At 59.1% G+C, this 26,508-nt stretch carries 27 protein-coding genes; 1 reads left to right on the forward strand and 26 read right to left on the reverse strand.

Annotated features, from left to right (window positions below):
* From HG549_RS25755 to HG549_RS25765, 3 genes are read right to left on the reverse strand one after another with little or no spacing between them, the layout of a single operon-like run.
* Complete coding sequence (locus HG549_RS25755; protein ID WP_170033962.1) at positions 1-267, reverse strand: acyl carrier protein; 267 nt, start codon at positions 265-267, stop codon at positions 1-3.
* Positions 264-1,070, reverse strand: coding sequence for a MaoC/PaaZ C-terminal domain-containing protein (locus HG549_RS25760; protein WP_170033964.1), 807 nt, complete (start codon positions 1,068-1,070; stop codon positions 264-266). The genes HG549_RS25755 and HG549_RS25760 overlap by 4 nt, the downstream gene beginning before the upstream one ends.
* Positions 1,071-1,072: 2 nt before the next feature.
* A complete protein-coding gene (locus HG549_RS25765) occupies positions 1,073-2,341 on the reverse strand; it encodes a beta-ketoacyl-[acyl-carrier-protein] synthase family protein (protein ID WP_170033966.1) in 1,269 nt (422 codons plus the stop codon).
* A 382-nt stretch (positions 2,342-2,723) separates the two neighbouring features.
* Here HG549_RS25765 and HG549_RS25770 point away from each other — a divergent pair, with 382 nt between their 5' ends.
* A complete protein-coding gene (locus HG549_RS25770; RefSeq protein WP_170033968.1) occupies positions 2,724-3,392 on the forward strand; it encodes an acyl-homoserine-lactone synthase in 669 nt (222 codons plus the stop codon).
* Here HG549_RS25770 and HG549_RS25775 read toward each other — a convergent pair whose 3' ends face one another.
* The 23 genes from HG549_RS25775 to rpmH all read right to left on the reverse strand — a co-directional run bounded on the left by HG549_RS25775 (position 3,393) and on the right by rpmH (position 25,914).
* Positions 3,393-4,115 (reverse strand): LuxR family transcriptional regulator, encoded by a 723-nt coding sequence (locus HG549_RS25775; protein ID WP_170033970.1) that lies wholly within the window; start codon positions 4,113-4,115, stop codon positions 3,393-3,395.
* A gap of 259 nt (positions 4,116-4,374) precedes the next feature.
* The gene (locus HG549_RS25780; RefSeq protein WP_170033972.1) at positions 4,375-4,983 is read right to left on the reverse strand and encodes a LysE family translocator; all 609 of its coding nucleotides are present in this window, start codon (positions 4,981-4,983) and stop codon (positions 4,375-4,377) included.
* A 506-nt stretch (positions 4,984-5,489) separates the two neighbouring features.
* A complete protein-coding gene (gene glmS, locus HG549_RS25785) occupies positions 5,490-7,325 on the reverse strand; it encodes a glutamine--fructose-6-phosphate transaminase (isomerizing) (protein WP_170033974.1) in 1,836 nt (611 codons plus the stop codon).
* A gap of 3 nt (positions 7,326-7,328) precedes the next feature.
* On the reverse strand, positions 7,329-8,105 hold the full coding sequence (locus HG549_RS25790) for a DeoR/GlpR family DNA-binding transcription regulator (RefSeq protein WP_170033976.1): 777 nt from the start codon (positions 8,103-8,105) through the stop codon (positions 7,329-7,331).
* Between the two features lie 261 nt (positions 8,106-8,366).
* Complete coding sequence (glmU, locus tag HG549_RS25795) at positions 8,367-9,734, reverse strand: bifunctional UDP-N-acetylglucosamine diphosphorylase/glucosamine-1-phosphate N-acetyltransferase GlmU (protein WP_170033978.1); 1,368 nt, start codon at positions 9,732-9,734, stop codon at positions 8,367-8,369.
* A gap of 112 nt (positions 9,735-9,846) precedes the next feature.
* Positions 9,847-10,272: a F0F1 ATP synthase subunit epsilon gene (locus HG549_RS25800; protein WP_023383131.1), complete on the reverse strand. Its 426-nt coding sequence runs from the start codon at positions 10,270-10,272 to the stop codon at positions 9,847-9,849.
* A gap of 44 nt (positions 10,273-10,316) precedes the next feature.
* Complete coding sequence (atpD, locus tag HG549_RS25805; RefSeq protein WP_170033980.1) at positions 10,317-11,693, reverse strand: F0F1 ATP synthase subunit beta; 1,377 nt, start codon at positions 11,691-11,693, stop codon at positions 10,317-10,319.
* Between the two features lie 27 nt (positions 11,694-11,720).
* A complete protein-coding gene (gene atpG / locus HG549_RS25810) occupies positions 11,721-12,581 on the reverse strand; it encodes a F0F1 ATP synthase subunit gamma (protein WP_170033982.1) in 861 nt (286 codons plus the stop codon).
* A 48-nt stretch (positions 12,582-12,629) separates the two neighbouring features.
* On the reverse strand, positions 12,630-14,174 hold the full coding sequence (atpA, locus tag HG549_RS25815) for a F0F1 ATP synthase subunit alpha (protein ID WP_087500987.1): 1,545 nt from the start codon (positions 14,172-14,174) through the stop codon (positions 12,630-12,632).
* 21 nt (positions 14,175-14,195) lie between these two features.
* The gene (locus HG549_RS25820) at positions 14,196-14,732 is read right to left on the reverse strand and encodes a F0F1 ATP synthase subunit delta (RefSeq protein ID WP_043214190.1); all 537 of its coding nucleotides are present in this window, start codon (positions 14,730-14,732) and stop codon (positions 14,196-14,198) included.
* A gap of 12 nt (positions 14,733-14,744) precedes the next feature.
* Positions 14,745-15,215: a F0F1 ATP synthase subunit B gene (locus HG549_RS25825; protein WP_023383136.1), complete on the reverse strand. Its 471-nt coding sequence runs from the start codon at positions 15,213-15,215 to the stop codon at positions 14,745-14,747.
* 57 nt (positions 15,216-15,272) lie between these two features.
* Entirely contained in the window at positions 15,273-15,530 is a 258-nt protein-coding gene (gene atpE, locus HG549_RS25830) for a F0F1 ATP synthase subunit C (protein ID WP_003097235.1), read from the reverse strand.
* Between the two features lie 144 nt (positions 15,531-15,674).
* On the reverse strand, positions 15,675-16,544 hold the full coding sequence (gene atpB, locus HG549_RS25835; protein ID WP_023383137.1) for a F0F1 ATP synthase subunit A: 870 nt from the start codon (positions 16,542-16,544) through the stop codon (positions 15,675-15,677).
* Between the two features lie 16 nt (positions 16,545-16,560).
* A complete protein-coding gene (locus HG549_RS25840; RefSeq protein WP_008092225.1) occupies positions 16,561-16,968 on the reverse strand; it encodes a F0F1 ATP synthase subunit I in 408 nt (135 codons plus the stop codon).
* A 148-nt stretch (positions 16,969-17,116) separates the two neighbouring features.
* Positions 17,117-17,989, reverse strand: a complete 873-nt coding sequence (locus tag HG549_RS25845) for a ParB/RepB/Spo0J family partition protein (RefSeq protein ID WP_170033983.1) — start codon at positions 17,987-17,989, stop codon at positions 17,117-17,119.
* A 9-nt stretch (positions 17,990-17,998) separates the two neighbouring features.
* Positions 17,999-18,790, reverse strand: a complete 792-nt coding sequence (locus HG549_RS25850; RefSeq protein ID WP_060499722.1) for a ParA family protein — start codon at positions 18,788-18,790, stop codon at positions 17,999-18,001.
* 18 nt (positions 18,791-18,808) lie between these two features.
* Positions 18,809-19,459 carry a 16S rRNA (guanine(527)-N(7))-methyltransferase RsmG gene (rsmG, locus tag HG549_RS25855; protein WP_170033985.1) on the reverse strand — a complete coding sequence of 217 codons (651 nt, stop codon included), beginning with the start codon at positions 19,457-19,459 and terminating at the stop codon, positions 18,809-18,811.
* On the reverse strand, positions 19,456-21,348 hold the full coding sequence (gene mnmG / locus HG549_RS25860) for a tRNA uridine-5-carboxymethylaminomethyl(34) synthesis enzyme MnmG (RefSeq protein WP_170033986.1): 1,893 nt from the start codon (positions 21,346-21,348) through the stop codon (positions 19,456-19,458). Before mnmG ends, rsmG begins: the two co-directional genes overlap by 4 nt.
* 633 nt (positions 21,349-21,981) lie before the next feature.
* Positions 21,982-23,352: a tRNA uridine-5-carboxymethylaminomethyl(34) synthesis GTPase MnmE gene (gene mnmE, locus HG549_RS25865; RefSeq protein WP_170033988.1), complete on the reverse strand. Its 1,371-nt coding sequence runs from the start codon at positions 23,350-23,352 to the stop codon at positions 21,982-21,984.
* 86 nt (positions 23,353-23,438) lie between these two features.
* Entirely contained in the window at positions 23,439-25,121 is a 1,683-nt protein-coding gene (yidC, locus tag HG549_RS25870; RefSeq protein ID WP_170033990.1) for a membrane protein insertase YidC, read from the reverse strand.
* A gap of 2 nt (positions 25,122-25,123) precedes the next feature.
* The gene (yidD, locus tag HG549_RS25875) at positions 25,124-25,369 is read right to left on the reverse strand and encodes a membrane protein insertion efficiency factor YidD (protein WP_075046823.1); all 246 of its coding nucleotides are present in this window, start codon (positions 25,367-25,369) and stop codon (positions 25,124-25,126) included.
* Positions 25,362-25,766 (reverse strand): ribonuclease P protein component, encoded by a 405-nt coding sequence (rnpA, locus tag HG549_RS25880; protein ID WP_170034354.1) that lies wholly within the window; start codon positions 25,764-25,766, stop codon positions 25,362-25,364. The genes yidD and rnpA overlap by 8 nt, the downstream gene beginning before the upstream one ends.
* Before the next feature lie 13 nt (positions 25,767-25,779).
* Positions 25,780-25,914 (reverse strand): 50S ribosomal protein L34, encoded by a 135-nt coding sequence (gene rpmH / locus HG549_RS25885; RefSeq protein ID WP_003253163.1) that lies wholly within the window; start codon positions 25,912-25,914, stop codon positions 25,780-25,782.
* Between the last annotated feature and the right edge of the window lie 594 nt (positions 25,915-26,508).

Raw genomic sequence — 26,508 nt, forward strand, 5'->3', positions numbered from 1 at the left:
TCAGGCTTCGACGGCAGTCGATTCCTTGAGCTCGACGATGAATTCACAGAGCTGGCGCAACGTGGCGATCTTGCGGGTGACGAACGAATCCGGGTTGATCGCAACGCCGATCTTCTTCTGCACGACCACCTGCATCTCGACGAAGTCCAGGCTGTCGAACTCCATCGCTTCAATGGTGGTATCGAGGGTCACTTCGCTTTCATCGACATCCTTGAGGTCCAGGATCAGATCACGAACGATGGTGAATACTTGGTCAACAGTGGTCATTGTTTCGCTCCAGTGGGGGTGAGAACGGTTTTAATCATCAAGCCGAGGGTTATGGTCATTACATGGCGGCCGCTGACGACGACTCCCAGGTCGAGGGTGCCAACGGCCTTGCCTGGTGTTTCAATCAAGAGAATGTTGTCGATCTCGCAGCTGATATCGGACTGCAAGCTGCCCAACGAACGCAGTTGCGTGCAGAACGTGATCTCGTGACTGGTCTGCACGACCAGGTGATTGGTGATGTCCTCGATACGCTCAGGAACCTGGCGTTGGGCAAATTGCCCGGACAGGCGCTCGAAGATCACCCCCAGATGGTTGCGGATGAAGTGGGAAAATATCAGCGCATCCAGTGCCACCCAGTCATCCAGCCCCTTGCCCAACCCTTCTCGAAACTGGGTGAGCCAAGCCTCGACGTATTCCCGGTCGAGGGCGAAGCCTGGGGATTTCGACGCCCACGCTGGCGGCGCAACTTGCGAGACATGGCCGAGCACATGCTCGCTGTCACTGCCCTCGGAACGCAGCGTGAATGCCGTGCTTGCACTGCGCGGGCGGGTGGAAAGCGCGACAGGGCGGTTGCGCAGAACCGGCGCCTTCAGCAGCGCCTTGAACTGTACCCAGTCTTCATCGCGGCCGTCGGCGGCACGCCCCATTTGATGTTTGATTGGCAGCAGCGCCAGCATGCCGTGCACCACGACATCCGCGGCGTCCATGCGCCGCGCCGCTTCCAGGTCAAAGTGAATAGGGTTGCGATCGCCGGAAAGATCAGCCCACGCTTCGATCTGTTCAGGGCCAAATTGCCACTGCATGATCAATGCACCTTGCGCAGCATGATGCCGGCATTGGCGCCACCGAAGCCGAAGCTCAGGTTCAGCACGTTGTCCAGTTGCTGCCCGTGCAAGTGCTCGTTGGGTACGAAGTTCAGGTCGCACTCAGGATCGGCCTCATCCAGATGGATGGTTGCCGGGATCGTGCCACGGGCCATGGCTTTGAGGCAGAAGATCGCTTCCATCGAACCTGCTGCACCAATCAGGTGGCCGGTGTACGACTTGGTGCTGGACATCGGAATGCCATGGGCAGCGTCGCCCAGCGCCAGTTTGATGGAGCGGGCTTCATTGACATCGTTCAGCGGTGTGGAGGTGCCATGCAAGTTGATGTAATCGATGTGCGGCGCATCGACACTGGCTTGCCTGCATACTTCCTGGATCACCCGCACGCGAGCCTGCATGTCCTCGGCCGGGGCCGTCATGTCGAAGGCGTCCGAGTAGTTGGCGTAGCCGGTGATTTCGCCAAGGATCTTGGCGCCGCGGGCCTTGGCCAGCTCATAATCCTCAAGGCACAGTACCGCCGCGCCTTCGGAAAGGATGAAACCGCTTCGCCCTTTGCTGAACGGGCAGCAAGCCAGGCGCGGGTTTTCCTGCTCTTTGCTTAGAGCCTGGATGACGTCGATCGACCAGACGTTGAATTGCTCTTTCAACGATTCGCTGCCACCGGCGATCATCATTTTCGCGCGACCGGCACGAATCGCTTCATAGGCTTCGCCAATGGCGATGGTGCCCGTTGCGCACGCTGCCACCGGGCTGTTTTGAACACCACGCATGTTCCAGTTCATGGTGATGGCCGCCGTCGCGGCATTGCACATCGACATGACCGTGGCGAACGAGGTGGAAATGCCTTGTTGGCAGTATTCGTTGTTGTTGAAGTTCGCCGTGTCCAGCCCTCCCCAACCGGTGCCGAGAACGACACCACGGTCGAACGGTGCGACCACGTCATCCAGTGGTGTGTCGCCATAAGCCATGTGCAGTGCTTCATGGGCCGCCACCAAGCTGTACTTGGCGAACAGAGGCAACATCTTGGAAATCTTCTTCGAGAACGGCCGCATGGCCTCGCGGCCGAAGTCGTCGATGAAACCGAAGAAGCGCGCATGGATAGTCGGGTCATCAAAACGGTGCAGACGATAGCCGATCTGGTAATCCATCATCGCGTCCCAGATGGCATCGGCGTTCTGGCCGAGCGAGCAGATCGCACCGTAACCAGTAACGACGACGCGGCGAGGTGCTGGAGAGGCTGGCTTTTCCATGGTCTTCCCTGATTGATGTGCTGGCGTGACAACCCGTGTATGAACAAGGGCGGCATTGAGTGCAGGCGCTAACTGCCAGGGCCGAAGGTACGAGGGTTTTCAATACCCATCGCAACCGTGTGCCTGGCAAATAGCGTCTTGTAAGTTGTGAAAACTGGCGTCCTACACAACGACCCGGGAAGTGTGCCCAATTCTGCGATGGCAACAACTGTATCTAGGTACAGGCGCTCGGTATTTGCCGAAATACCGACGGGCTGCATGCACTTAAGTACAGGTTGCTCAGCGTCGACAGTTGATAGAATCAGCAGGTTGTAGTTCGAAGGGCATGCTGTATACCAACGCCCACGCGACCGCCATACCTGAGGCAAGGGAACAGCCCAATATGATAACTATCGACTTTCACAAGATTGAATACCGTCGTGACCCACATCCCTGGGTTGCCGAGTTGTACGGCTTACGCAAGCATGTCTTCTGTGATCGCCTTAATTGGAAAGTCACGGTGAGAAATGGCATTGAATTGGATGAATATGACAACTGGAACACGACGTATCTGGTTGGCACTTGCCAAGGCATACCGTTGGCGGGGCTGCGCCTGATCAACACGTTGCACCCTTATATGGTTGAAGGCCCCTTTCGCGATTTCTTCAGTTGCACACCGCCCAAGCGGGCCTTGATGGCTGAATCCAGCCGCTTCTTCGTCGATAAGACCCGTTCACGCAAGTTGGGCCTGGCGCACTTGCCATTGACCGAAATGTTGCTTTTCAGCATGCATGACCACGGCGAACTGACCGGCTTGAAATCGATCGTCACCGTGGTCAGCGATGCCATGGCACGCATCGTTCGACAGGCCGGCTGGCACTACCAGATTCTCGACAGCGGCGAGGCATCGCCGGGTGAGACGGTGCATTTGCTGGACATGCCGATCAGTTCGTCCAACCGCCTGCGACTGCTCGAAAGCATTGCGCGCAAGCAACCGCTGTCATCACTGCAGACCCAGCAGTGGCCATTGAGCCTGCAGTTGCACGATGTATCCGACAACCACATTGCCTGATCAGATGATGCCCTGTCGCTTGGCCTCGTAGACGGCTTGCTTGGCGTTGCCGACCTGCAATTTGCCAGAAATGTTCGACATGTGGAATTTCACTGTGCGCTCTGAAATTCCACAGTCCGTGGCAATTTCGCGGTAGGTCTTGCCGCGCATGACCAGTTGCAGCACGCCCAGTTCGCGGGTGGAAAGCGGCCCATCGGCTGCACTGGAAAACAGCTGATCCGTTGTGCGCGAGGTCATCAGCCAACTATGAAATTTGATCAGTAGCATTTGCAGCTGGCTTTGCTGCTTGGCCATACGCCGATCAAAATCTACTTGCGAACCCGCATCGCACACACTCAAGGCACAGAAGGTCCCGGACGCATCGCGCAGGGTAAACGTGGTACCCGAGCAGATTCGATAACGGGTAGCGCGCCTGAAAAAGGCCACGCCTTCGGGACCGCTGTTGGCAAGGGCTTCGTGCCAGGAGAAGGGGGTGATCTCCCTCAGCCCATGCTTGATGATTGGGTCGATCAGGTAGCTCTTGTTATCTTTATAGCTTTTAACCCAGCTCGGCGGGTAATTTGAAATGATAATCGGCTCTACATTGCGATTATGAGTAGCGGCGTAGTAAGCGTATTTCAAATCTTTCAGATCACACAATTGAAGCTGCAGCTCGTCGTGCAGGTGTGTGATGGGGTGGTTTTTATCACATGTTGTATCTGTGTCCCGGTTTCGACTGTCCATGTCGTGTTCCTGCCGTTTCTAACGGCGCGATAAATTGGCAAAGCCATGCGCCGTGCAAATCATTTTAGAGTTGTTGCTCGAAAAGATCGTGAGTCGCGGATTACCGCGCAAGCGTGATAGTCGGTGATATTAAAATGTGAGTCAATGAGGATGCGGGAACTCTGTTTATCCGTTTGTCGTGGCTATCGCGATTACGACCAAGGTACGTGTCGCATGTGACATATAGATTGCGACTTTCGGATAAGTTCCATTCAGCGTCTTATTTGCTAGCCGACGCCATCAGAATACCAAAGCAAAAGAAGGTGATTCCGGAGAGCTTGCCGACGATTCGCGCGCCACGGTTGGTCGACAACCAGCCCCTGGCGCCATTGGCCATCAGCGCATAGCCGGTGTGCACCAACACGACGAGCAAGGCATAGGACGAAACCAACAGGAAGAACTGCCGGTAGTAGTTGCCCTGCGGGCTGATGAATTGCGGAAACACCGCCAGGAAGAAGAATCCGGCCTTGGGATTCAGCAGCTGGATCGACAACGCTTCGACGAAGCGCCGCCAGGGTTGCGTGGCGGTCACGGCGAGCTCCGGGATGAAACGCTGGGTACGCCACATCTTCACGCCCAAGTACAACAAGTACAACGCGCCGACGTACTTGAGTACGGTGAACGCCGTTGCCGAGGTCGCCAGAACCAACCCCACACTACTGGCCGAGAGCCCAGCGACGATGAAAGCGCCCAAGGCGATACCGAAGATCCCCGGCAGGGCACCGCTCCAGCCGTGGCGCAGGGCATTGGAGAGGGTCAGCACCACCCCGGGGCCGGGGCTCAATACGGTAAGGGTCGCGAGGATGAGAAACAGTCCATAACTGGCCATGCAAGGTGCCTCCTGGCAATCAACTCAACAGCTTCCGGGCGTCCACAACCTGTACTGCCAAGCAGCCCCGGTTAACAACGAGCCAGTACCGACCACGTGCAGTGACAGCTGCAGGCTGTGACAGCGCAGCCACCATCGCCCCCACAGAGGTGCGACCTTTAGATTGGCGTGAAGCACACAAGCTTACAAACGCTTTAATTGCGCCTCTGCTGTGACTTAATTAGACACCTATCCCCTTTCTCAGCTGGCACTGCCGCTGATTTGCTAGTGCTATAGCGTGTCGCCGGCATCGGGCCCAGGCGGCTTTGACAGGTGAAAAGCTATCGCCAGTAGGACGCTGTGGCAGGAGACGAGCTATTGGAAAGGCGTGGACGAGAGGCGAAGCGGGTTGCGGCGAGCGCAACAGAGGCAGGAAGTGCTTGTCGCCGAAGGGAGCCACGGGCGGCTCCCTCCCTTTGCGACAGCTTCAGTTATCAGAAACCAACGGCTGCAGAAACTGCAGCGCCTTACTCCACAGTCACCGACTTGGCCAGGTTACGCGGCTGGTCCACATCCGTGCCCTTGAGCACCGCCACGTAGTAGGACAGCAGCTGCAACGGGATGGTGTATAGGATCGGCGCCAGGGCATCGATGATGTGCGGTACCTTGATCACGTGGGTGCCTTCGCCGTTGCTCATGCCGGCCTGCTCGTCGGCGAACACCACCAACTCGCCACCACGGGCGCGCACCTCCTGCAGGTTGGACTTGAGCTTTTCCAGCAGTTCATTGTTCGGCGCCACGGTAACCACTGGCATATCGTTGTCTACCAGGGCCAGCGGGCCGTGCTTGAGTTCGCCCGCCGGATAGGCTTCGGCGTGGATGTAGGAAATCTCCTTGAGCTTGAGCGCTCCTTCCATGGCCACCGGGTACTGGGCACCACGGCCCAGGAACAGGGTGTGATGCTTGTCGGCGAACAGCTCAGCGGTCTTCTCGACGATGGCGTCCATCGCCAGCGCTTCGCCCAGGCGGGCCGGCAGGCGGCGCAGCTCCTCCACCAGCTCGGCCTCGACACCGGCTTGCAGGGTACCGCGCACCTGGCCCAGGGCCAGGGTCAGCAGCATCAGCGAAACCAGCTGGGTAGTGAAGGCCTTGGTCGAGGCTACGCCGATTTCCGGGCCGGCCAGGGTCAGCAGGGTCAGGTCGGATTCACGCACCAGCGAGCTGATGCCTACGTTGCAGATCGCCAGGCTGCCCAGGAAGCCCAGCTCCTTGGCGTTGCGTAGCGCTGCCAGGGTGTCGGCGGTTTCGCCGGACTGGGAGATGGAGACGAACAGGGTGTCCGCTTGCACTACAACCTTGCGGTAGCGGAATTCGCTGGCCACTTCCACCTGGCAAGGTATGCCCGCCAGTTCTTCCAGCCAGTAGCGGGCCACCATGCCGGCGTGATAGCTGGTGCCACAGGCAACGATCTGCACATTACGCACCTTGGCGAACAGCTCGGCAGCCTGTGGGCCAAAGGCCTGGACCATGACGTGATCCTTGCCCAGACGGCCTTCCAGGGTGCGCTGCACTACGCTTGGCTGCTCGTGGATTTCCTTGAGCATGAAGTGGCGATAGGTGCCCTTGTCGGCCGCTTCGGCGCCTTCGTGGTACTGCACGGTCTCACGCTGTACCTTGTGCCCGGCCTGGTCCCAGATGCTCACCTGGTCACGGCGGATCTCGGCGATATCGCCTTCTTCGAGGTACATGAAGCGGTCGGTGACCTGGCGCAGCGCCAACTGGTCGGAGGCCAGGAAGTTTTCACCCAGCCCCAGGCCGATGACCAGCGGGCTGCCGCTGCGTGCCGCCACCAGGCGGTCGGGTTGGTCGGCACTGACCAGCGCCAGGCCGTAGGCGCCATGCAGGCGCTTCACCGCGGCCTTGAGGGCATCGGTCAGGTCGGGAACGCGCTTGAGGGTGTGATGGATCAGGTGGACGATGACTTCGGTATCGGTCTGCGAACTGAAGACGTAGCCAAGGCCCTTCAGTTCCTCGCGCAGTTCTTCATGGTTCTCGATGATGCCATTGTGTACCACCGCCACCGTGTCGCTGGAGAAGTGCGGGTGGGCGTTGCCTTCGGTCGGCGCACCGTGGGTAGCCCAGCGGGTATGGGCGATGCCCAGCTGCCCGGACAGTGGCTCGGCGGCAACCGCAGCTTCCAGCTCGCTGACCTTGCCGATACGGCGGCGGCGCTGCAGTTCACCGTTCTGGGTGAGCACGGCCAGGCCGGCGCTGTCGTAGCCGCGGTACTCAAGACGCTTGAGGCCTTCGATCAGGATGGCTGTGATGTTGCGTTCGGCGACGGCACCAACGATTCCACACATGGTTTATTGCTCCTGGCTGATCGCGGCGCAGATCAGGTTGATGCCGCGGGCTTGAATTTGTTCGCGTGCCGCTGCGGGCAGGCGCTCATCAGTAATAAGGGTGTGCACGCTGCCCCAGGGCAGCTCAAGGTTGGGGATCTTGCGCCCGACCTTGTCCGACTCGACCATCACGATCACTTCTCGGGCGACTTCGGCCATGACCCGGCTCAGCCCGAGCAGCTCGTTGAAGGTGGTGGTACCCCGGCCGAGATCGATGCCATCGGCACCGATGAACAGCTGGTCGAAATCATAGGAACGCAATACCTGCTCGGCCACCTGGCCCTGGAACGATTCGGAATGGGGGTCCCAGGTACCGCCCGTCATCAGCAGCACCGGCTCATGTTCGAGGTCGCAGATGGCGCGGGCGACGTTCAGCGAATTGGTCATCACCACCAGGCCAGGCTGGCGCCCCAGTTCAGGGATCATCGCCGCCGTGGTGCTGCCACTGTCGATGATGATGCGTGCATGTTCACGAATACGGCCGACGGCGGCACGTGCAATGGCCTTTTTATAGGAAGACACGGGCTGGGCGGGTTCAGCGAGCAGCTCGTGCGGCACCGGGACTGCGCCACCATAACGGCGTAACAGGAGGCCGTTGGTTTCGAGGGCGGCCAGATCCTTGCGAATGGTCACTTCCGAGGTGGCGAAACGCTTGGCCAACGCGTCCACACTCACCTCGCCCTGCTCGCTGAGCAATGCCAGGATGTTATGCCGCCGTTGTGGTGTGTTTCGTTTCGACATGCGCGCTTAAGTTTCGATTCGAAAGATAATGCTTGCAATCAAAACCTAAGATTGGCGATTCGTCAAGCTGTGGATAAAAGCCCAAGATAAATGGCCAACCGCTGGAAGTGGGTTCGCCTGCGAAGAACCACCTGTGGCTGGCACCGGCTTTGCCGGTGTTCGCGGCTGAAGCCGCTCCTACAGGAATTGTGCAAAACTTGCCCACAAAAAAGCCGACTTATTCACATAAGTCGGCTGTTGATCGAACCAGCTGTGTATAACTCAGTTCTTCTTGATCTTCTCCGGCCGCTTCCAGCCCGCGATGTTGCGTTGGCGGGCTCGTGCTACCGCCAGGTCGCCAGCCTCGACGGTCTGGGTGATGGTCGATCCAGCTGCAGTGGTCGCACCCGCCTGGATATCCACAGGGGCAACCAGCGAATTGTTCGAGCCGATGAAGACATCTTCGCCCATCACGGTCTTGAACTTGTTGGCGCCATCGTAGTTGCAAGTGATGGTACCGGCACCGATGTTGGTGCGAGCGCCAATCTCCGCATCGCCCAGGTAGGTCAGGTGGCCAGCCTTGGCCCCCTCCCCCAGGTGCGCGTTCTTCAGTTCGACAAAGTTACCCACATGGGCCTTGGCCTCCAGCACGCTGCCCGGGCGCAGGCGGGCGAACGGGCCGGCATCGCTGCCCTCCCCCATCACGGCGCCTTCGAGGTGGCTGTTGGCTTTGACCACCGCGCCCTTGCGCAGGGTGGTGTTCTTGATCACGCAGTTCGGGCCGATCTGGACGTCGTCCTCGATGACAACCTTGCCTTCGAGAATCACGTTGATGTCGATCAGCACGTCACGGCCGACGGTAACTTCACCGCGAACATCGAAGCGTGCCGGATCGCGCAGGGTCACGCCTTGGGCCATCAGGCGGCGGCCTTCGCGCAGTTGGTAGTGACGTTCCAGTTCGGACAGCTGGCGACGGTCATTGGCGCCTTGCACTTCCATAGGGTCGTGTGGCTGCTCGGTAGCCACTACCAGGCCGTCGGCCACCGCCATGGCGATGACATCGGTCAGGTAATACTCGCCTTGGGCATTGTTGTTCGACAGGCGACCCATCCAGTCAGCCAAGCGTGCGGCTGGCAGGGCAAGAATGCCTGTGTTGCCTTCCTTGATCGCTTTCTGCGCATCGTTGGCGTCCTTGTGCTCGACGATAGCGGTCACCTTGCCCTGCTCGTCACGCACGATGCGGCCATAGCCGGTCGGGTCGTCGAGGGTTACCGTGAGCAGGCCCAGCTGCTGGGAGTTGGCCTTGGCCAGCAGGCGCTGCAGCGTCTCCACTTCAATCAAAGGCACGTCGCCGTACAGCACCAGCACGGTGTCGGCAGTCAAGGCCGGCAACGCCTGGGCAACTGCATGGCCGGTGCCCAGTTGCTTGTCCTGCATGACGAAGTTCAGGTCGTCGGCGGCCAGGCGCTCGCGTACCAGTTCGGCACCATGGCCAATGACCACGTGAATACCTTGCGGCTGAAGCTGGCGCGCACTGTGGATAACATGTCCGAGCATGGAATTGCCGGCTACCGGATGCAGCACCTTGGGCAGCGCCGAGCGCATGCGGGTACCTTGGCCGGCAGCGAGAATAACGATATCGAGTGACATTACTGGCTACCAATCCTGGGCGGTCAGTGAAATGACCGGTTCTAAGGTTGCAAAAAAGAAAAAGGGTAGCCGATGGCTACCCTTGTTCTCAATCTACATGAAGCCTGCGGAATTAACCGCCGAACTTCTTGCGGATCTGCTGGACGGTACGCAGCTGGGCTGCGGCCTCGGCCAGACGTGCGGATGCGGCACTGTAGTCGAAATCCGCGCCTTTCTCATGCAGGGCCTTCTCAGCTGCCTTGACGGCATCCTGAGCGGAGGCTTCGTCCAGGTCGGCTGCACGTTGCACGGTGTCGGCGAGTACCTTGACCATGTTCGGCTGCACTTCCAGGAAGCCGCCAGAGATGTAGAACACCTCGCGCTCGCCGCCCTGCTTGGTCAGCGTAATCGGACCTGGCTTCAGATTGGTGATCAGCGGCGCGTGGCCCGGAGCGATACCCAGATCGCCCAGGTTGCCGTGCGCAACCACCATCTCGACCAGACCGGAGAAGATTTCTCCTTCCGCGCTGACGATATCGCAATGGACTGTCATAGCCATCTGCTTGCCTCAACCTGATTAGCGCCCCTTTCGGGGCGCCGGGATTACAGTTTCTTGGCTTTCTCGATCGCTTCGTCGATGCTGCCGACCATGTAGAACGCTTGTTCTGGCAGGTGGTCGTAGTCACCTTTGAGGATGCCGCTGAAGCCAGCGATGGTGTCTTTCAGGGAAACGTACTTGCCTGGCGAACCGGTGAAGACTTCGGCCACGAAGAACGGCTGCGACAGGAAGCGCTGGATTTTACGAGCGCGGGCTACCAGTTGCTTGTCGGCTTCGGACAGTTCGTCCATACCCAGGATCGCGATGATGTCTTTCAGCTCTTTGTAGCGCTGCAGAACATACTGAACCTGGCGGGCAGTTTCGTAGTGCTCGTTGCCGATCACGTTCGGGTCCAGCTGGCGCGAAGTCGAGTCCAGTGGGTCAACCGCTGGGTAGATACCCAGGGAAGCGATGTCACGGGACAGAACGACGGTGGCGTCCAGGTGGGCGAAGGTGGTGGCTGGCGACGGGTCGGTCAGGTCGTCCGCAGGTACGTATACGGCCTGGATCGAGGTGATCGAACCTTCTTTGGTCGAAGTAATACGCTCTTGCAGAACGCCCATCTCTTCGGCCAGGGTCGGCTGGTAACCTACTGCGGAAGGCATACGGCCCAGCAGTGCGGATACTTCGGTACCGGCCAGGGTGTAACGGTAGATGTTGTCGACGAACAGCAGAACGTCGTTACCTTCGTCACGGAACTTCTCAGCCATGGTCAGGCCGGTCAGCGCTACGCGCAGACGGTTTCCTGGTGGCTCGTTCATCTGACCGTAGACCAGTGCTACCTTGTCGAGAACGTTGGAGTCCTTCATCTCGTGGTAGAAGTCGTTACCCTCACGAGTACGCTCACCCACACCAGCGAACACGGAATAACCGCTGTGCTCGATGGCGATGTTACGGATCAGTTCCATCATGTTAACGGTCTTGCCGACGCCGGCACCACCGAACAGACCAACCTTACCACCCTTGGCGAACGGGCAAACCAGGTCGATAACCTTGATGCCGGTTTCCAGCAGGTCGTTGCCGCCTGCCTGGTCAGCGAAGGAAGGCGCCTTCTGGTGGATACCACGACGCTCTTCTTCGCCGATCGGGCCAGCTTCGTCGATCGGGTTGCCCAGAACGTCCATGATACGGCCCAGGGTGGCCTTACCAACAGGAACGGAGATGGCAGCGCCGGTGTCGACGACATCCAGACCGCGCTTCAGGCCTTCGGTCGAGCCCATCGCAATGGTACGAACCACGCCGTCGCCCAGCTGCTGCTGAACTTCCAGGGTGGTGTCCGCGCCTTGTACTTTCAGCGCGTTGTAAACACTCGGCACGACGTCACGTGGGAATTCCACGTCGATGACGGCGCCGATGATTTGAACGATACGTCCGCTACTCATAGCTGGATCCTCTGAATATTTGAACCGTTAAACCGCGGCAGCGCCGCCGACGATTTCCGAGATCTCCTGGGTGATCGCAGCCTGACGCGCCTTGTTGTAGATCAGCTGGAGTTCGCTGATCAAATCACCGGCGTTGTCTGTGGCGTTCTTCATGGCGATCATCCGGGCCGCTTGTTCAGCAGCGTTGTTCTCGACCACCGCCTGGTACACCTGCGACTCCACGTAACGCACCATCAAGCCGTCCAGCAGCTCTTTTGCGTCGGGTTCGTACAGGTAGTCCCAGTGATGCTTGAGATCCTGATCCGGGGTTGCCACCAACGGTACCAATTGCTCGACCGTCGGTTTTTGGGTCATGGTGTTGATGAACTTGTTCGAAACCACCGAGAGGCGATCGATGCGGCCGTCCAGGTAGGCGTCCAGCATCACTTTGACGGAGCCGATCAGGTCGTTGATCGATGGCTCTTCGCCCAAGTGGCTGATCGCGGCTACGACGTTACCGCCAAAGCTGCGGAAGAATGCCGCACCCTTGCTGCCGATCACGCACAGGTCGATTTCAACGCCCTGTTCGCGGTTTTCGTTCATGTCCTTGACCAGGGCCTTGAACAGGTTGGTGTTCAAGCCACCGCACAGACCACGGTCACTGCTCACCACGATATAACCGGCGCGCTTTACAGGGCGCTCGATCATGAACGGGTGGCGGTACTCCGGGTTGGCGTTGGCCAGATGACCGATCACCTGGCGGATACGCTCCGCATAAGGACGGCTAGCAGCCATGCGCAGTTGTGCCTTGCGCATTTTGCTGACCGCCACTTTTTCCATGGCGCTGGTAATTTTTTGCGTGCTTTTGATGCTCGCAATCTTACTGCGAATCTCTTTTGCGCCTGCCATGTATCACCTATCAGGTTAGCAAGCGGGGGCCAGGGCCCCCGCTGCGGCTTACCAGGTCTGGGTGGCCTTGAACTTCTCGATACCAGCTTTCATGCCAGCGTCGATTTCGTCGTTGAAGTCACCCTTCACGTTGATCTTGGCCATCAGTTCGGCGTGATCACGGTTGAAGTAGGCGATCAGAGCTTGCTCGAAGCTGCCGACCTTGGAGACTTCTACGTCGGTCAGGAAGCCACGCTCAGCGGCATACAGCGACAGGGCCATGTCCGCGATGGACATTGGCGCGTACTGCTTCTGCTTCATCAGCTCGGTAACGCGCTGACCATGCTCCAGCTGCTTGCGGGTCGCTTCGTCCAGATCGGAAGCGAACTGGGCGAATGCAGCCAGTTCACGGTACTGAGCCAGAGCGGTACGAATACCACCGGACAGCTTCTTGATGATCTTGGTCTGAGCGGCACCACCTACGCGGGATACCGAAACACCGGCGTTAACTGCAGGGCGGATGCCCGAGTTGAACATGGCCGATTCCAGGAAGATCTGACCGTCGGTGATGGAAATCACGTTGGTCGGAACGAACGCGGAAACGTCGCCAGCCTGGGTTTCGATGATCGGCAGGGCGGTCAGGGAACCGGTCTTGCCAGTGACTGCGCCGTTGGTGAACTTCTCGACGTACTCTTCCGAAACGCGCGACGCACGCTCCAGCAGACGGGAGTGGAGATAGAACACGTCACCTGGGTACGCTTCACGTCCTGGCGGACGGCGCAGCAGCAGGGAGATCTGACGGTAGGCAACGGCCTGCTTGGACAGGTCATCGTAAACGATCAGGGCGTCTTCACCGCGGTCACGGAAGTATTCGCCCATGGTGCAGCCGGCGTAAGGAGCCAGGAACTGCAGCGCGGCCGATTCCGAGGCGCTGGCGGCAACAACGATGGTGTTGGCCAGGGCGCCGGCTTCTTCCAGCTTGCGCACAACGTTGGCGATGGTCGACTGCTTCTGGCCTACGGCCACGTATACGCAGAAGATGCCGCTGTTTTTCTGGTTGATGATCGCGTCGACCGCCATGGCAGTCTTACCGATCTGACGGTCACCGATGATCAGCTCGCGCTGGCCACGGCCAACCGGGATCATGGCGTCAACCGACTTGTAGCCAGTCTGTACAGGCTGGTCTACCGACTTACGCCAGATCACGCCCGGAGCGACCTTTTCGACCGCGTCGGTTTCGGTGGTGGTAAGAGGACCTTTGCCATCGATCGGGTTACCCAGAGCGTCGACGACGCGGCCCAGCAGGCCTTTGCCGACCGGAACTTCCAGGATGCGACCGGTGCACTTGGCGCTCATGCCCTCGGCGAGGGAGGTGTACGCACCCAGTACCACCGCACCTACGGAGTCTTGCTCCAGGTTCAGTGCCATACCGTATACGCCGCCCGGGAACTCGATCATTTCGCCGTACATAGCGTCGGCCAGACCGTGGATCCGTACGATACCGTCGGAAACGCTTACGACGGTACCTTCGTTACGGGCTTGGGAGCCGACATCGAGCTTCTCGATGCGACCCTTGATGATTTCACTAATTTCGGAAGGATTGAGTTGCTGCATTGCTCTGCTGCCCCTTCAAACTCAAGATTTCAATGCTTCGGCCAGTTTCGCGATCTTGCCGCGAACCGAGCCATCGATTACCAGGTCGCCGGCGCGGATGACGACGCCGCCGATCAGGCTGGCATCCTCCGACGCGTGCAGGCGCACTTCCCGGCTGAGCCGTGCACTGAGAACCTTGGCGAGTTTGTCTTGCTGTTCTTGGTTCAACGCAAAAGCACTGGTGACTTCCACGTCCACGGATTTTTCTTGCTCGGCCTTGTACAGGTCGAACAGGGCGGCAATCTCCGGCAGGAGCAGGAGACGGTCGTTTTCCGCGGCAACATGAATGAAATTCTGTGCCTGTGCATCGAACTTGTCACCGCACACTTCAATGAATGCGGCGGCCTTTTCTGCGCTTGTCAGTCGCGGGGCCTTGAGCAGGCGCTGCATGGTGTCGTCTTCCGACACCGCAGCAGCCAGGCCGAGCATGGCTGACCAATTGGCCAGTTGCTGATGGGCCTGGGCATGCTCAAAGGCAGCCTTAGCGTAAGGTCGGGCCAACGTGGTCAGTTCTGCCATGATCGCCCTCGCTTAAATTTCAGCGGCCAGTTTGTTAACCAGCTCCGCATGCGCGTTTTGATCGATTGTGGCGCCAAGGATCTTTTCAGCACCGCCAACAGCCAGGGCACCCACTTGGGCACGCAGGGCGTCTTTGACGCTGTTCAGTTCCTGTTCGATCTCGGCTTGAGCCTGAGCCTTCACACGGTCAGCTTCGACGCGAGCCTGTTCACGGGCTTCCTCGACAAGCTGAGCAGCGCGTTTCTTGCTTTGCTCAATGATTTCGGCTGCCTGTGCCTTTGCTTCACGCAGTTGCTGACCCGCTTTCTCTTGGGCCAGCTCCAGGTCGCGAGCTGCGCGGTTGGCAGCGTCCAAGCCGTCGGCAATCTTCTTTTGGCGCTCTTGCAGAGCAGTGATGACCGGAGGCCATACATACTTCATGCAGAAGAGTACAAAAATCAGAAAAGCAACGGATTGGCCAATCAGGGTTGCATTAATGTTCACGCCAACACCTCGCTCGGTCTTTGTCCATCACACCAATCAACTCGTGGAAACGAGTGATTAGCCGGCGATCTGACCAACGAAGGGGTTCGCGAAGGTGAAGAACAGAGCGATACCAACACCGATCATGGTTACGGCGTCGAGCAGACCGGCAACGATGAACATTTTGACCTGCAGCATCGGAACCATTTCAGGCTGACGAGCAGCGCCTTCCAGGAACTTGCCGCCCAGCAGGCCGAAACCAATGGCGGTACCCAGAGCACCCAGGCCGATCAGCAGAGCAACAGCGATAGCGGTCAGACCAACTACAGTTTCCATCTTTCCTCCCGACTTTTACGTCGTATTGGTTAGGTTTTTAGTTTGAAGCGGTAAAACAAATCGTTTGGTACAGCATGCCCTTGCGGACTTTTTAAGCCCTCCCCCCAAACGAGCGGGGAAGGCTATCAGACACGCCAGGCGGTCTTAATGGTTATCTTCGTGAGCCATCGACAGGTAGACGATGGTAAGCATCATGAAGATGAAGGCTTGCAGGGTGATGATCAGGATGTGGAACACAGCCCACGCCCACTGCAGCACCACACCCAGGCCGCTGAGCCACAGGATGCCGGCGCCGAACATCACGGCGATCAGGATGAACACCAGCTCGCCAGCGTACATGTTGCCGAACAGACGCAGTGCCAGCGAGATCGGCTTGGCGATCAGGGTGACGAATTCCAGCAGGAAGTTGACCGGAATCAGCAGGATCTGCACGAAGATGTTCTTGCTGCCGAACGGGTGCAGGGTCAGCTCACCGATGAAGCCGCCCAGGCCCTTGACCTTGATGCTGTAGAAGATGATCAGGGCGAACACGCAGAAGGCCATGGCCAGGGTCGCGTTCGGGTCGGTGGTCGACACGGCGCGGAACGGAATGTGCGGGTCACCGGAGATCAGGATGGCCAGCTGAGGAATCCAGTCGACCGGTACCAGGTCGATGGCGTTCATCAGGAACACCCAGACGAAAATGGTCAGCGCCAGCGGGGCGATTACCGGGCTACGGCCGTGGAAGGAGTCCTTCACGCTGCCGTTGACGAAATCCACCAGCACTTCAACGAAGTTCTGCAGGCCGCCAGGTTGGCCGGAAGTCGCCTTCTTGGCCGCCATGCGGAAGATGAACAGGAAGATCAGACCCAGCGCGACGGACCAACCCAGGGTGTCCAGGTGGAACGCCCAGAAGCCCATTGCCTTGGCTTCTGCAGCCGAATGGGCGAAGCCCCAGCTGCCGTCTGGTAGTTGACCGTAGGTCAGGTTCTGCAAGTGGTGCTGGATATAGCCCGAAGCGGTTTCTGCTGCCATGGTTGCCTCAAACGCCCTAAGGTCTCGAAAGTCTTTTATTCATCAGCAGGGGCGCGAACCAGCTGACCAAAAGGGTCAGCACGAAGACGCCGAATACTGCTAACGGCGCCAATGGCTTCACTCCTGCGAAGGTCAGTGCAAAAAGCACTGCCGTCAAAATCATCTTGCCTGCCTCGCCAGCGTAGAACGACTTGACGATGGCTTGTGCCGCCCGGGCTCCGCTGAAGCGAAAAGCCTTCCAGGCGAAGTACACATTGGGTAGCCAGGCAATCAAACCTCCGCAAAGGCCTGAATATCCACTGACCGCCCCTTTCCACTGCCACAACACCAAGGTTGCCAGCAGCAGTACGACGAATTGAGCCAGCAGTACCGGAAAAACCGCCCAGCGATGGAAAGGCAGGCGGTTTGGCGTGCGGATTTCCATCACAACTGCTCCTCGGAAGTCGACCAACAAGTCAGCTATGACTTGGCATAATTTGTGCCGACAAAATGCGCGCAGAGTATAGGGGTGGATTAACCCCTATTCAACTCTTCGTAGTGATTTCCGACTGCACGCTACAACAGGAATTGTTTCAGCGGATGTGAGCAAGCACGCCTTGCAACTCGTCAAGCGAGTTGTAGCGAATAACCAACTGGCCTTTGCCCTTGTTGCCATGACGGATCTGCACGGCCGAGCCCAGGCGCTCTGCGAGACGCTGTTCAAGGCGTGCGATATCCGGATCAGGTTTGCTCGGCTCGACCGGATCAGGTTTGTCGCTGAGCCACTGACGAACCAGTGCCTCGGTTTGGCGCACGGTGAGGCCGCGTGCGACAACATGACGCGCCCCCTCTTCCTGACGGCCTTCTTCCAGCCCGAGCAATGCACGCGCGTGGCCCATCTCCAGGTCGCCATGGGCGAGCATGGTCTTGATCGCCTCAGGCAAGGTGATCAGGCGCAGCAGGTTGGCCACGGTTACCCGCGACTTGCCTACGGCGTCGGCCACCTGCTGCTGGGTGAGTTCGAATTCCTGCTGCAGGCGCTGCAGCGCCAGGGCCTCTTCCAACGGGTTGAGGTCTTCGCGCTGGATGTTCTCGATCAGCGCCATGGCGATGGCAGCTTCGTCGGGCACTTCGCGGACCATGGCCGGGATCTTGTCCAGGCCAGCCTGCTGGGTAGCACGCCAGCGGCGCTCACCGGCGATGATCTCGTAGCGGTTGTCGCCGATCGGGCGCACCACGATCGGTTGCATCACGCCATGGTTGCGAATCGAGTGCGCAAGCTCTTCCAGCGCCTCCGGGTCCATGTCCCGGCGCGGCTGGTACTTGCCACGCTGGATCAGCTCGACCGGCAGGTGTTGCAGTTCTTTCTGGTCGATCTTCACAGCCTGCTCTTCGAGCGCGCTGACGGAAGGACCACTGAGCAGTGCATCCAACCCACGTCCGAGACCCCGTTTCTTGACGGCCATACGGATTCCTTAAGTTGTTTGTGCAGTGCGTGATTGACGGCGTTGGCGGCGGACCAGTTCCCCGGCCAGGGCCAGATACGCCAGCGCGCCGCGCGATTGCTTGTCGTAGGCCAGGGCCGGCATGCCGAAGCTCGGGGCCTCGGCCAGGCGAATGTTGCGCGGAATGACCGTGTCGTACAGCTGCGGGCCGAAGTGCTCCTTCAGCTGCGCCGAAACATCGTTGTTCAGGCTCAGCCGCGGGTCGTACATGGTCCGCAGCAGGCCCTCGATCTTCAGCTCCGGATTCAACCGGGCAGCGATGCGCTTGATGTTATCCACAAGGTCACTGAGACCTTCCAGCGCGTAATACTCGCACTGCATCGGGATGATCACGCCATCCGAGGCGACCAGGGCGTTGAGCGTCAGCATCGACAGCGACGGCGGGCAGTCGATGAGGATGTAGTCGTAGTTGTCGCGGATCGGTGCCAGGGCGTTGCGCAGGCGGCTTTCCTTGACCTGCATTTCCAGCAGCACCACTTCGGCGGCAGTCAGGTCACGGTTCGCCGGCAGCAACTGGAAACCACCGTGCTCGGAGTAATGCATGGCCTGGGCCAGGTCGCATTCCCCGATCAACAGGTCGTAGACCGAGTGCTCGAGCTCGTGCTTGTCCACACCGCTGCCCATGGTGGCGTTGCCTTGCGGATCGAGGTCGATCAGCAGCACACGACGCTTGGTTGCGGCCAGCGAGGCAGCGAGATTGATACAGGTGGTGGTCTTGCCCACACCACCCTTCTGGTTCGCGATTGCGAATACCTTAGCCATTGTTGCGTGTGTTCCCAGTCATGCCTTGCGGCGCAGTATCAGCAGATGGCGCTGGCCCTGGCAACCTGGAACGGTCAGGGCCTGCTCGCTTTCCACTGTGAAGTCTGCGGGCAATGCTACCAGTTCATCGGCAGGATGCAGCCCCTTCATTGCAAGCCATTGCGTCCCGGTGTCGCCCAGGTGGCGGGTCCAGTTGGTGAAATTTTCCATGCTGCTGAAAGCGCGGGAGATGATCCCGTTGAACGGTTGCGCCGGCTGGAAGGCCTCGACCCGGCTGTGGATAACCGTGAGGTTGTCCAGCTTGAGTTCCATTTTCACCTGGGTCAGGAAGCGCGTTTTCTTGCCGTTGGCATCCAGCACCGTCACCCGCTTGTGCGGATGCAGGATAGCCAATGGGATGCCAGGCATGCCGCCGCCACTGCCGACATCCAGCCAGTTGTCACGTTCGCTGTGGATAAACGGCATGACGCTGAGGCTGTCGAGCAGATGACGCGACACCATCTCGTCGGGGTCGCGCACGGCAGTCAGGTTGTAGGCTTTGTTCCATTTGATCAACAGGGCCAGGTAGCCGAGCAGCTTTTCGTGCTGCTCGGCGCTCAGCTCGACACCGAGCTGGCGCGCACCTGTGGACAACTCTTCAGCGTGTTGCGGGGTGACCAGGGAACTCAAGCGCTTTGCTCCAATTCGCGGCCAGCGCCGCGTTTCTTCAAGTGAATCAGCAACAGGGAAATCGCCGCCGGAGTGACGCCAGGAATGCGCGAAGCCTGGCCGAGGGTTTCCGGACGGGTCAGGCCCAGCTTGCCCTGGATTTCCTTGGACAGCCCGGAAATGCCCGAGTAATCGATATCCACAGGCAGGCGGGTGTCTTCGCTGGCACGCAGGCGAGCGATTTCATCCTGCTGCCGGTCGATGTAGCCGGCGTACTTGGTGCGGATCTCGACCTGTTCGGCGACCTGTGGATCGATCGCTTCGCCGCCGGTCGCCTCGATCAGACCGGCGTAGTCGATTTCCGGGCGGGCCAGCAGGTTGAGCAGGCTGTACTCGTGGCTGAGCGGGGTACCGAACTTATCCACAATGGCCTGGCCTTGCTCGGTGTTCGGCCGTACCCAGGTCGATTTCAGGCGTTGTTCCTCACGCTCGATGCCGTCGCGCTTGGCGCAGAAGGCGGCCCAGCGCTGGTCGTCGATCAGGCCAAGTTCACGGCCCTTTTCAGTCAGCCGCAGATCGGCGTTGTCTTCGCGCAGGATCAGGCGGTACTCGGCACGTGAAGTGAACATGCGGTACGGCTCCTGGGTACCCAGGGTGATCAGGTCGTCCACCAGCACGCCGATGTAGGCCTCGTCGCGACGCGGGCACCAGCTGTCACGGCCCTGCGCCCGCAGGGCGGCGTTGGTACCGGCCAGCAGGCCCTGGGCGCCGGCTTCTTCGTAACCGGTGGTGCCGTTGATCTGGCCAGCGAAGAACAGGCCGCCGATGACTTTGGTTTCGAGGCTGTACTTGAGGTCGCGCGGGTCGAAGTAGTCGTACTCGATGGCATAGCCCGGGCGCACGATGTGGGCGTTTTCCATTCCGCGGATCGAACGCACCAGTTCCAGCTGCACGTCGAACGGCAGCGAAGTGGAAATACCGTTGGGGTACAGCTCATGGGTGTTCAGGCCTTCCGGCTCGATGAACACCTGGTGGCTTTCCTTGTCGGCGAAGCGGTGGATCTTGTCTTCGATCGACGGGCAGTAGCGCGGGCCGACCCCTTCGATCACACCCGAGTACATCGGCGACCGGTCAAGGTTCGAGGCAATGATTTCGTGGGTGCGGGCGTTGGTGTGGGTAATCCAGCAGCTCACCTGGCGCGGATGCATCTCGGCATTGCCCATGAACGACATCACCGGAATCGGTGTATCGCCTGGCTGTTCGGTCATCACCGAGAAATCCACAGAACGGCCGTCGATGCGTGGCGGCGTACCGGTTTTCAGGCGCCCGACGCGCAGCGGCAGTTCACGCATGCGGTGGGCCAGGGCGATCGAAGGCGGATCACCTGCGCGACCACCGGAATGGTTCTGCAGACCAATGTGGATAAGGCCGCCGAGGAAGGTACCGGTGGTCAATACCACCGATTCGGCGAAGAAACGCAGGCCCATCTGGGTCACCACGCCTTTGACCTGGTCCTGTTCGACGATCAGATCGTCGCAGGACTGCTGGAATATCCACAGGTTTGGCTGGTTTTCCAGGATTTCACGCACCACTGCCTTGTAGATGGCGCGGTCGGCCTGTGCACGGGTAGCGCGTACGGCCGGGCCCTTGCGGTTGTTCAGAACGCGGAACTGGATGCCGCTCTTGTCGGTGGCCAACGCCATGGCGCCGCCGAGGGCATCGATCTCTTTGACCAGATGGCTTTTGCCAATGCCGCCGATGGCGGGGTTGCAGCTCATGTGACCGAGGGTTTCCACGTTATGGGTCAGCAGCAGGGTTTTCACACCCATGCGTGCAGACGCAAGCGCAGCCTCGGTACCGGCATGGCCGCCGCCGATGACGATCACTTCAAAACGGGAAGGGAAATCCACCACGCACCTCGTGCCTGTTTTTGCGAATAGAGAAGGTAAGCGGACAAGTATAGGGACTTCACCCCCTTTAAAGAAACCGTCTGAGCAAATTTTGACCAGTCTGTGGATGAATGGCAGACAACAGAAATCAAAGAGGAAAAATTTAAAAAAGCTTTGTTTTTATGTTTATTCTTATGCACAGCCTTATCTGTGGATAAACTCACGCAGCCCATGATTCACGCTACTTTGATAGAAATTAAACCCTGTGGCTGGAGGGCCATGAGGGCTCTGGATAACGCGATTTAGCCTGTGGATTAAATGCCTGCTTACCCACAGGGCGGTTTGTCCTCAGAAAAAAAACCTGCTTATCAACGGAGCTGAAGGCGGGTTTTCCACAGGGCTCCTGAACGCGTTTTCAACCTCGAGCAGGAAAATCATCGAGATAGCGGCTAGGTACAGACAAGGAGAAAGCGGGCGAGACCGCGAAATATCGGTACAGCTACAGAATCTCAGGCTTTGTGAGGCGTTCTTCGTGGGCAGGCCCGTTCCCACACGCACTCCGTTCGCCTGGCTACGGGCATCTGCTGCGATGAAATTCAGGGCAAAAAAAAGCCGCTCCCGAAGGAGCGGCCCTTGGCCTTGCCTGGTTGTGGATTACTTGCCGATGCAGAAACTGGAGAAGATCCGCCCTAGCAGGTCGTCAGAACTGAATGCCCCGGTAATCTCGCCCAAGGCCTGCTGTGCCTGGCGGAGGTCTTCTGCCAACAGCTCGCCTGCCCCGGCCAGCGTGAGTTGGGCACGGCCATGCTCCAGATGCTCGCTGGCCTGACGCAAGGCATCCAGGTGGCGTCGACGAGCACTGAAACCACTTTCGGCTGTCTGCTCATAGCCCATGCAGGCCTTCAGGTGGTCACGCAACAGTTGCAGCCCCAGGTCGTCCCCTTTGGCGCTAAGGGTTATCGTCACATGCCCGTCATCACACTGCTCAAGCGCCACCGGCTCACCACTCAGGTCGGCCTTGTTGCGGATCAGCGTGACCTTGGCCGGGTCTGGCCGCTGGTCGAGAAATTCCGGCCACAGGGCAAAGGGATCGCTGGCCTCGGGCGCGGTCGAATCCACCACCAGCAGCACTCGGTCGGCCTCGCCAATGGCTTTCAGTGCGCGTTCCACACCGATCTTTTCCACATGGTCGTCGGTGTCGCGCAGGCCAGCGGTATCGACGACATGCAGCGGCATACCGTCGATGTGGATATGTTCACGCAGGATGTCCCGGGTGGTACCGGCGATATCAGTGACGATCGCAGCTTCCCGCCCGGCCAGCTGGTTCAGCAGGCTCGATTTGCCGGCGTTCGGCCGCCCGGCGATGACCACGGTCATGCCGTCACGCAACAAGGCGCCCTGCCCGGCTTCACGTTGTACTGTGGACAACGCCAGGCGTACTGCATCGAGCATCGACAGGACGTGGCCATCAGCCAGGAAGTCGATCTCCTCCTCAGGGAAGTCGATTGCCGCCTCGACGTAAATCCGCAGGGCAATCAACGCTTCGGTCAGGGAATGCACACGCTTCGAGAATTCCCCTTGCAGCGAACGCAGGGCATTGCGCGCCGCCTGGCTTGAGCTGGCTTCGATCAGGTCAGCGATGGCTTCAGCCTGGGCCAGGTCGAGTTTGTCGTTGAGGAACGCGCGCTCGCTGAATTCGCCCGGGCGGGCCAAGCGGCAGCCAACTTGTACACAGCGCTGCAGCAACATGTCCAGGACCACCGGGCCACCATGGCCCTGCAGTTCGAGCACGTCCTCACCGGTGAACGAATTCGGCCCGGGGAAGAACAGCGCGATCCCTTCGTCCAGCACCAGCCCTTCCTCGTCGCGGAACGGGCCGTAGTGCGCATGCCGCGGGGTCAGCGTACGGCCGGTTATCAGCTGCCCGGCCTTGGCAGCCAGAGGGCCGGACAACCTGACAATACCGACACCGCCGCGGCCCTGGGCGGTGGCGATGGCAGCGATGGTTTCACGCACAATGTTCATGCTCGAAAGCCTCTACGACAAAACGACAGATAGCAAAAACGCCCCACTAGGGGGCGTTTTTATTCACAGGCTAGCGCAGTAGCCTGTCAAGCAGCAGCTTTTTTGGTGGCTGCTTCGATGCTGCGGGTGATGTACCACTGCTGCGCGATCGACAAGCAGTTGTTCACAACCCAGTACAGCACCAGACCGGCTGGGAACCACAGGAAGAAGAAGGTGAAGATGATCGGCATCATTTTCATCACCTTGGCCTGCATCGGATCCGGTGGGGTCGGGTTCAGGCGCTGCTGGATGAACATGGTGGCGCCCATGATGATCGGCAGGATGAAGAACGGATCCTTGATCGACAGGTCGGTAATCCACAGTATCCACGGGGCCTGGCGCATTTCCACGCTTTCCAGCAGTACCCAGTACAGGGCCAGGAATACCGGCATCTGTACCAGGATCGGCAGGCAGCCGCCCAGCGGGTTGATCTTCTCTTTCTTGTACAGCTCCATCATCGCCTGGGACATCTTCTGGCGATCATCACCGAAGCGTTCCTTGAGCGCAGCAAGCTTCGGTGCAACGGCACGCATGCGCGCCATCGAGCGGTAGCTGGCAGCCGACAGCGGGAAGAACAGACCCTTGATGAGCATGGTCAGGACGATGATCGACCAGCCCCAGTTACCCAGCAGGCTGTGGATATGTTGCAGCAGCCAGAAGATCGGCTGGGCAATGAACCACAGGAAACCATAGTCGACGGTCAGTTCCAGGCCTGGGGACAATTCTTTCAGCTTGGACTGGATTTTCGGGCCGGCGTACAGCATCGCGCTGGTTTCAACCTTGCCGCCAGCAGGCACGCTGAGGGCCGGGCCGGTGTAGCCGATGATGTAGTTGCCTTGGCTGTCCTTGCGGGTCTGGACAACGTTGCTGTCCGACTTGGCCGGAATCCAGGCGGTCACGAAGTAGTGCTGCAGCCAGGCAACCCAACCGCCGGACACGTTTTCTTTCAAATTACCTTTGTCGATGTCCTTCATCGAGACCTTTTTGTAAGGCTCGGAAGCTGTCCACAAGGCAGCGCCCAGGTAGGTCGCAGTGCCGGTGGCAGTGCTCGACGACGGGTCGGAGCTGGCATCACGCTTGAGCTGGGCAAACATGTTGCCGTTCCAGGCCTGGCCACTCTGGTTGTCGATCAGGTAAGTGACGGTCAGGTCATACTCACCACGCTTGAAGCTGAAGCGCTTGATGTAGTTGACACCGTTGTCGCTGAACTTCAGGTCGACCACCAGTTGGTCCTGGCCATCAGCCAGCTGGTAACCCTTCTGGTCGGCAGCGTACAGCGGGCGGCCAGTTGGGCGGGCGTCCGGACCGTTGACACCGGTCAGGCCGCTTTGTGCCAGGTAGACACGCTCGCCACCGTTATCGAACAGCTGGAACGGAATCTCCGGGTGGTCCTGGCGACGTGGGAACTTCGGCAGGTTCAGCTGGACGATGTCACCACCGACCGGATCGATAGCCAGGTCCAGCACATCGGTCTTGACCCGGATCAGGTCCTTGCTGACCGCAACCGGTGCCAGTTCGGCAGCGCTGGTTTCGGCATTGGCGCTCGGCACATCGGCGCTGGCGCCGGCATTACCGGCCGGTACGCCATCCGGCAGGCCCGGGGCAACAGTGCTGGCAGCAGTATTCTGAGTCGGCAGGGCAGCCTGGCCGTAGTCCTGGTTCCACTTGAGGACCATGACGTAGGACACGATTGCCAGGGCGACGATCAGGATCGTGCGTTTAATATCCATGATTACTCGGCTATCGAAGAAGTTCGGGAGGAAGGAGCGGGAGGAACGGGATCGAAACCGCCGTCGTTCCACGGATGACAACGCCCCAGGCGACGAACGGCTAGCCACCCACCACGCCAGAGGCCGTGGTTTTCAATGGCTTCATAAGCGTAACAGGAGCAACTGGGGAAGAAACGACAGTGACTGGCCATCAGAGGACTAATGGCGTAACGGTAAAACTGGATCGGAACGAGGGCCAGTTTACGCATCTTGGCTGTCTACCCCTGCGGAATCGGCGGTAACTGCTGGAGCGGGCCGGCTGCGCGCCAGGCGTTTCCAGAGTTTGCCAAAGTGTTGGTGCAATTCCGGGTTTTCTATCTCACCCAATCCCTTGCGCGCGACGATCACGATGTCCAGCCCGGCAAGCAAATGCTGGTTCAGACGAAAGGAATCGCGCATCAAGCGCTTGAGGCGGTTGCGTTGAACGGCGAGCTTGACGCTCTTCTTTCCGATTACCAGGCCTAGGCGTGGGTGATCGAGGCCGTTCTCGCGAGCAAGGATCAGCAGGTTTTTCCCTGGAACCTTGCCGGTTGGGGAGTCGAAGACCGCTTTGAAATGCCGGGGTGTAAGCAGTCGCTTTTCCCGACTGAAGTCCTGACTCACCACCTGTGCCGAAAAATCAAATGGCCAGACGCTTACGGCCTTTGGCACGACGACGCGACAGAACAGCGCGGCCGTTCTTGGTAGCCATACGGGCACGGAAGCCGTGGGTGCGCGCGCGCTTGATGGTGCTTGGTTGGAAAGTACGTTTCATGGCGTGTTACCTGGTTTGTCGACGACGGGCCGGGATGGCCCCCTTTTTAAGAGACCGGCGATTCTAGAGAAAGCAAGCCCATAGGTCAATTTCCAACCAGCCTTTCCATATAGAGCGTGTGATGGACGGTGGCTCAATCTGGCATCACCAACGTGCTTGATCGGACAGCGACATTGGGGACAACATGAAAAAAAAGAAGAGACATATAAAAAGCTTTTCTGAAGAACTTATAGATCTTAGGTGGATAACCTTCTGTGGATAACCTTGTGTAGCCCAGTAAAATCAATGCGTGCAGCGTTTCATAACTGTGTTTTCAACCGGTGCTGCGCTTGTTTTGTTCGTGGTCGAAAGCTGTGGATTAAATCAGTCGTTATCCACAGATGAGTTATCAACTGGGTGACGCTCAGGGTTGTGCATAGCCCTCAAGGGCGTTTATCCACAGGGCTTATTCACACCGAGGCGAAGCCGTTTTGGTCGATAAATGGCTGTTTTGTCATGGCTCCTAACGTGTCCACATGTGGATAACTGGACGCTCGACCGGTACAATGGCGGTTTGTTTTTGCCTCATCCGGCTTTCAAACTCAGGGGAAATCC

Origin of the sequence: Pseudomonas sp. SK (genome assembly GCF_012975065.1) — a bacterium.
Classification (GTDB): Bacteria; Pseudomonadota; Gammaproteobacteria; order Pseudomonadales; family Pseudomonadaceae; genus Aquipseudomonas; species Aquipseudomonas anuradhapurensis.

Bases quoted from the DNA above. Each gene is read 5' to 3' on its own strand.
- HG549_RS25755 (WP_170033962.1), bottom strand. From the start codon at position 267: ATGACCACTGTTGACCAAGTATTCACCATCGTTCGTGATCTGATCCTG.
- HG549_RS25760 (WP_170033964.1), bottom strand. From the start codon at position 1,070: ATGCAGTGGCAATTTGGCCCTGAACAGATCGAAGCGTGGGCTGATCTT.
- HG549_RS25765 (WP_170033966.1), bottom strand. From the start codon at position 2,341: ATGGAAAAGCCAGCCTCTCCAGCACCTCGCCGCGTCGTCGTTACTGGT.
- HG549_RS25770 (WP_170033968.1), top strand. From the start codon at position 2,724: ATGATAACTATCGACTTTCACAAGATTGAATACCGTCGTGACCCACAT.
- HG549_RS25775 (WP_170033970.1), bottom strand. From the start codon at position 4,115: ATGGACAGTCGAAACCGGGACACAGATACAACATGTGATAAAAACCAC.
- HG549_RS25780 (WP_170033972.1), bottom strand. From the start codon at position 4,983: ATGGCCAGTTATGGACTGTTTCTCATCCTCGCGACCCTTACCGTATTG.
- glmS (WP_170033974.1), bottom strand. From the start codon at position 7,325: ATGTGTGGAATCGTTGGTGCCGTCGCCGAACGCAACATCACAGCCATC.
- HG549_RS25790 (WP_170033976.1), bottom strand. From the start codon at position 8,105: ATGTCGAAACGAAACACACCACAACGGCGGCATAACATCCTGGCATTG.
- glmU (WP_170033978.1), bottom strand. From the start codon at position 9,734: ATGTCACTCGATATCGTTATTCTCGCTGCCGGCCAAGGTACCCGCATG.
- HG549_RS25800 (WP_023383131.1), bottom strand. From the start codon at position 10,272: ATGGCTATGACAGTCCATTGCGATATCGTCAGCGCGGAAGGAGAAATC.
- atpD (WP_170033980.1), bottom strand. From the start codon at position 11,693: ATGAGTAGCGGACGTATCGTTCAAATCATCGGCGCCGTCATCGACGTG.
- atpG (WP_170033982.1), bottom strand. From the start codon at position 12,581: ATGGCAGGCGCAAAAGAGATTCGCAGTAAGATTGCGAGCATCAAAAGC.
- atpA (WP_087500987.1), bottom strand. From the start codon at position 14,174: ATGCAGCAACTCAATCCTTCCGAAATTAGTGAAATCATCAAGGGTCGC.
- HG549_RS25820 (WP_043214190.1), bottom strand. From the start codon at position 14,732: ATGGCAGAACTGACCACGTTGGCCCGACCTTACGCTAAGGCTGCCTTT.
- atpE (WP_003097235.1), bottom strand. From the start codon at position 15,530: ATGGAAACTGTAGTTGGTCTGACCGCTATCGCTGTTGCTCTGCTGATC.
- atpB (WP_023383137.1), bottom strand. From the start codon at position 16,544: ATGGCAGCAGAAACCGCTTCGGGCTATATCCAGCACCACTTGCAGAAC.
- HG549_RS25840 (WP_008092225.1), bottom strand. From the start codon at position 16,968: ATGGAAATCCGCACGCCAAACCGCCTGCCTTTCCATCGCTGGGCGGTT.
- HG549_RS25845 (WP_170033983.1), bottom strand. From the start codon at position 17,989: ATGGCCGTCAAGAAACGGGGTCTCGGACGTGGGTTGGATGCACTGCTC.
- HG549_RS25850 (WP_060499722.1), bottom strand. From the start codon at position 18,790: ATGGCTAAGGTATTCGCAATCGCGAACCAGAAGGGTGGTGTGGGCAAG.
- mnmE (WP_170033988.1), bottom strand. From the start codon at position 23,352: ATGAACATTGTGCGTGAAACCATCGCTGCCATCGCCACCGCCCAGGGC.
- yidC (WP_170033990.1), bottom strand. From the start codon at position 25,121: ATGGATATTAAACGCACGATCCTGATCGTCGCCCTGGCAATCGTGTCC.
- yidD (WP_075046823.1), bottom strand. From the start codon at position 25,369: ATGCGTAAACTGGCCCTCGTTCCGATCCAGTTTTACCGTTACGCCATT.
- rpmH (WP_003253163.1), bottom strand. From the start codon at position 25,914: ATGAAACGTACTTTCCAACCAAGCACCATCAAGCGCGCGCGCACCCAC.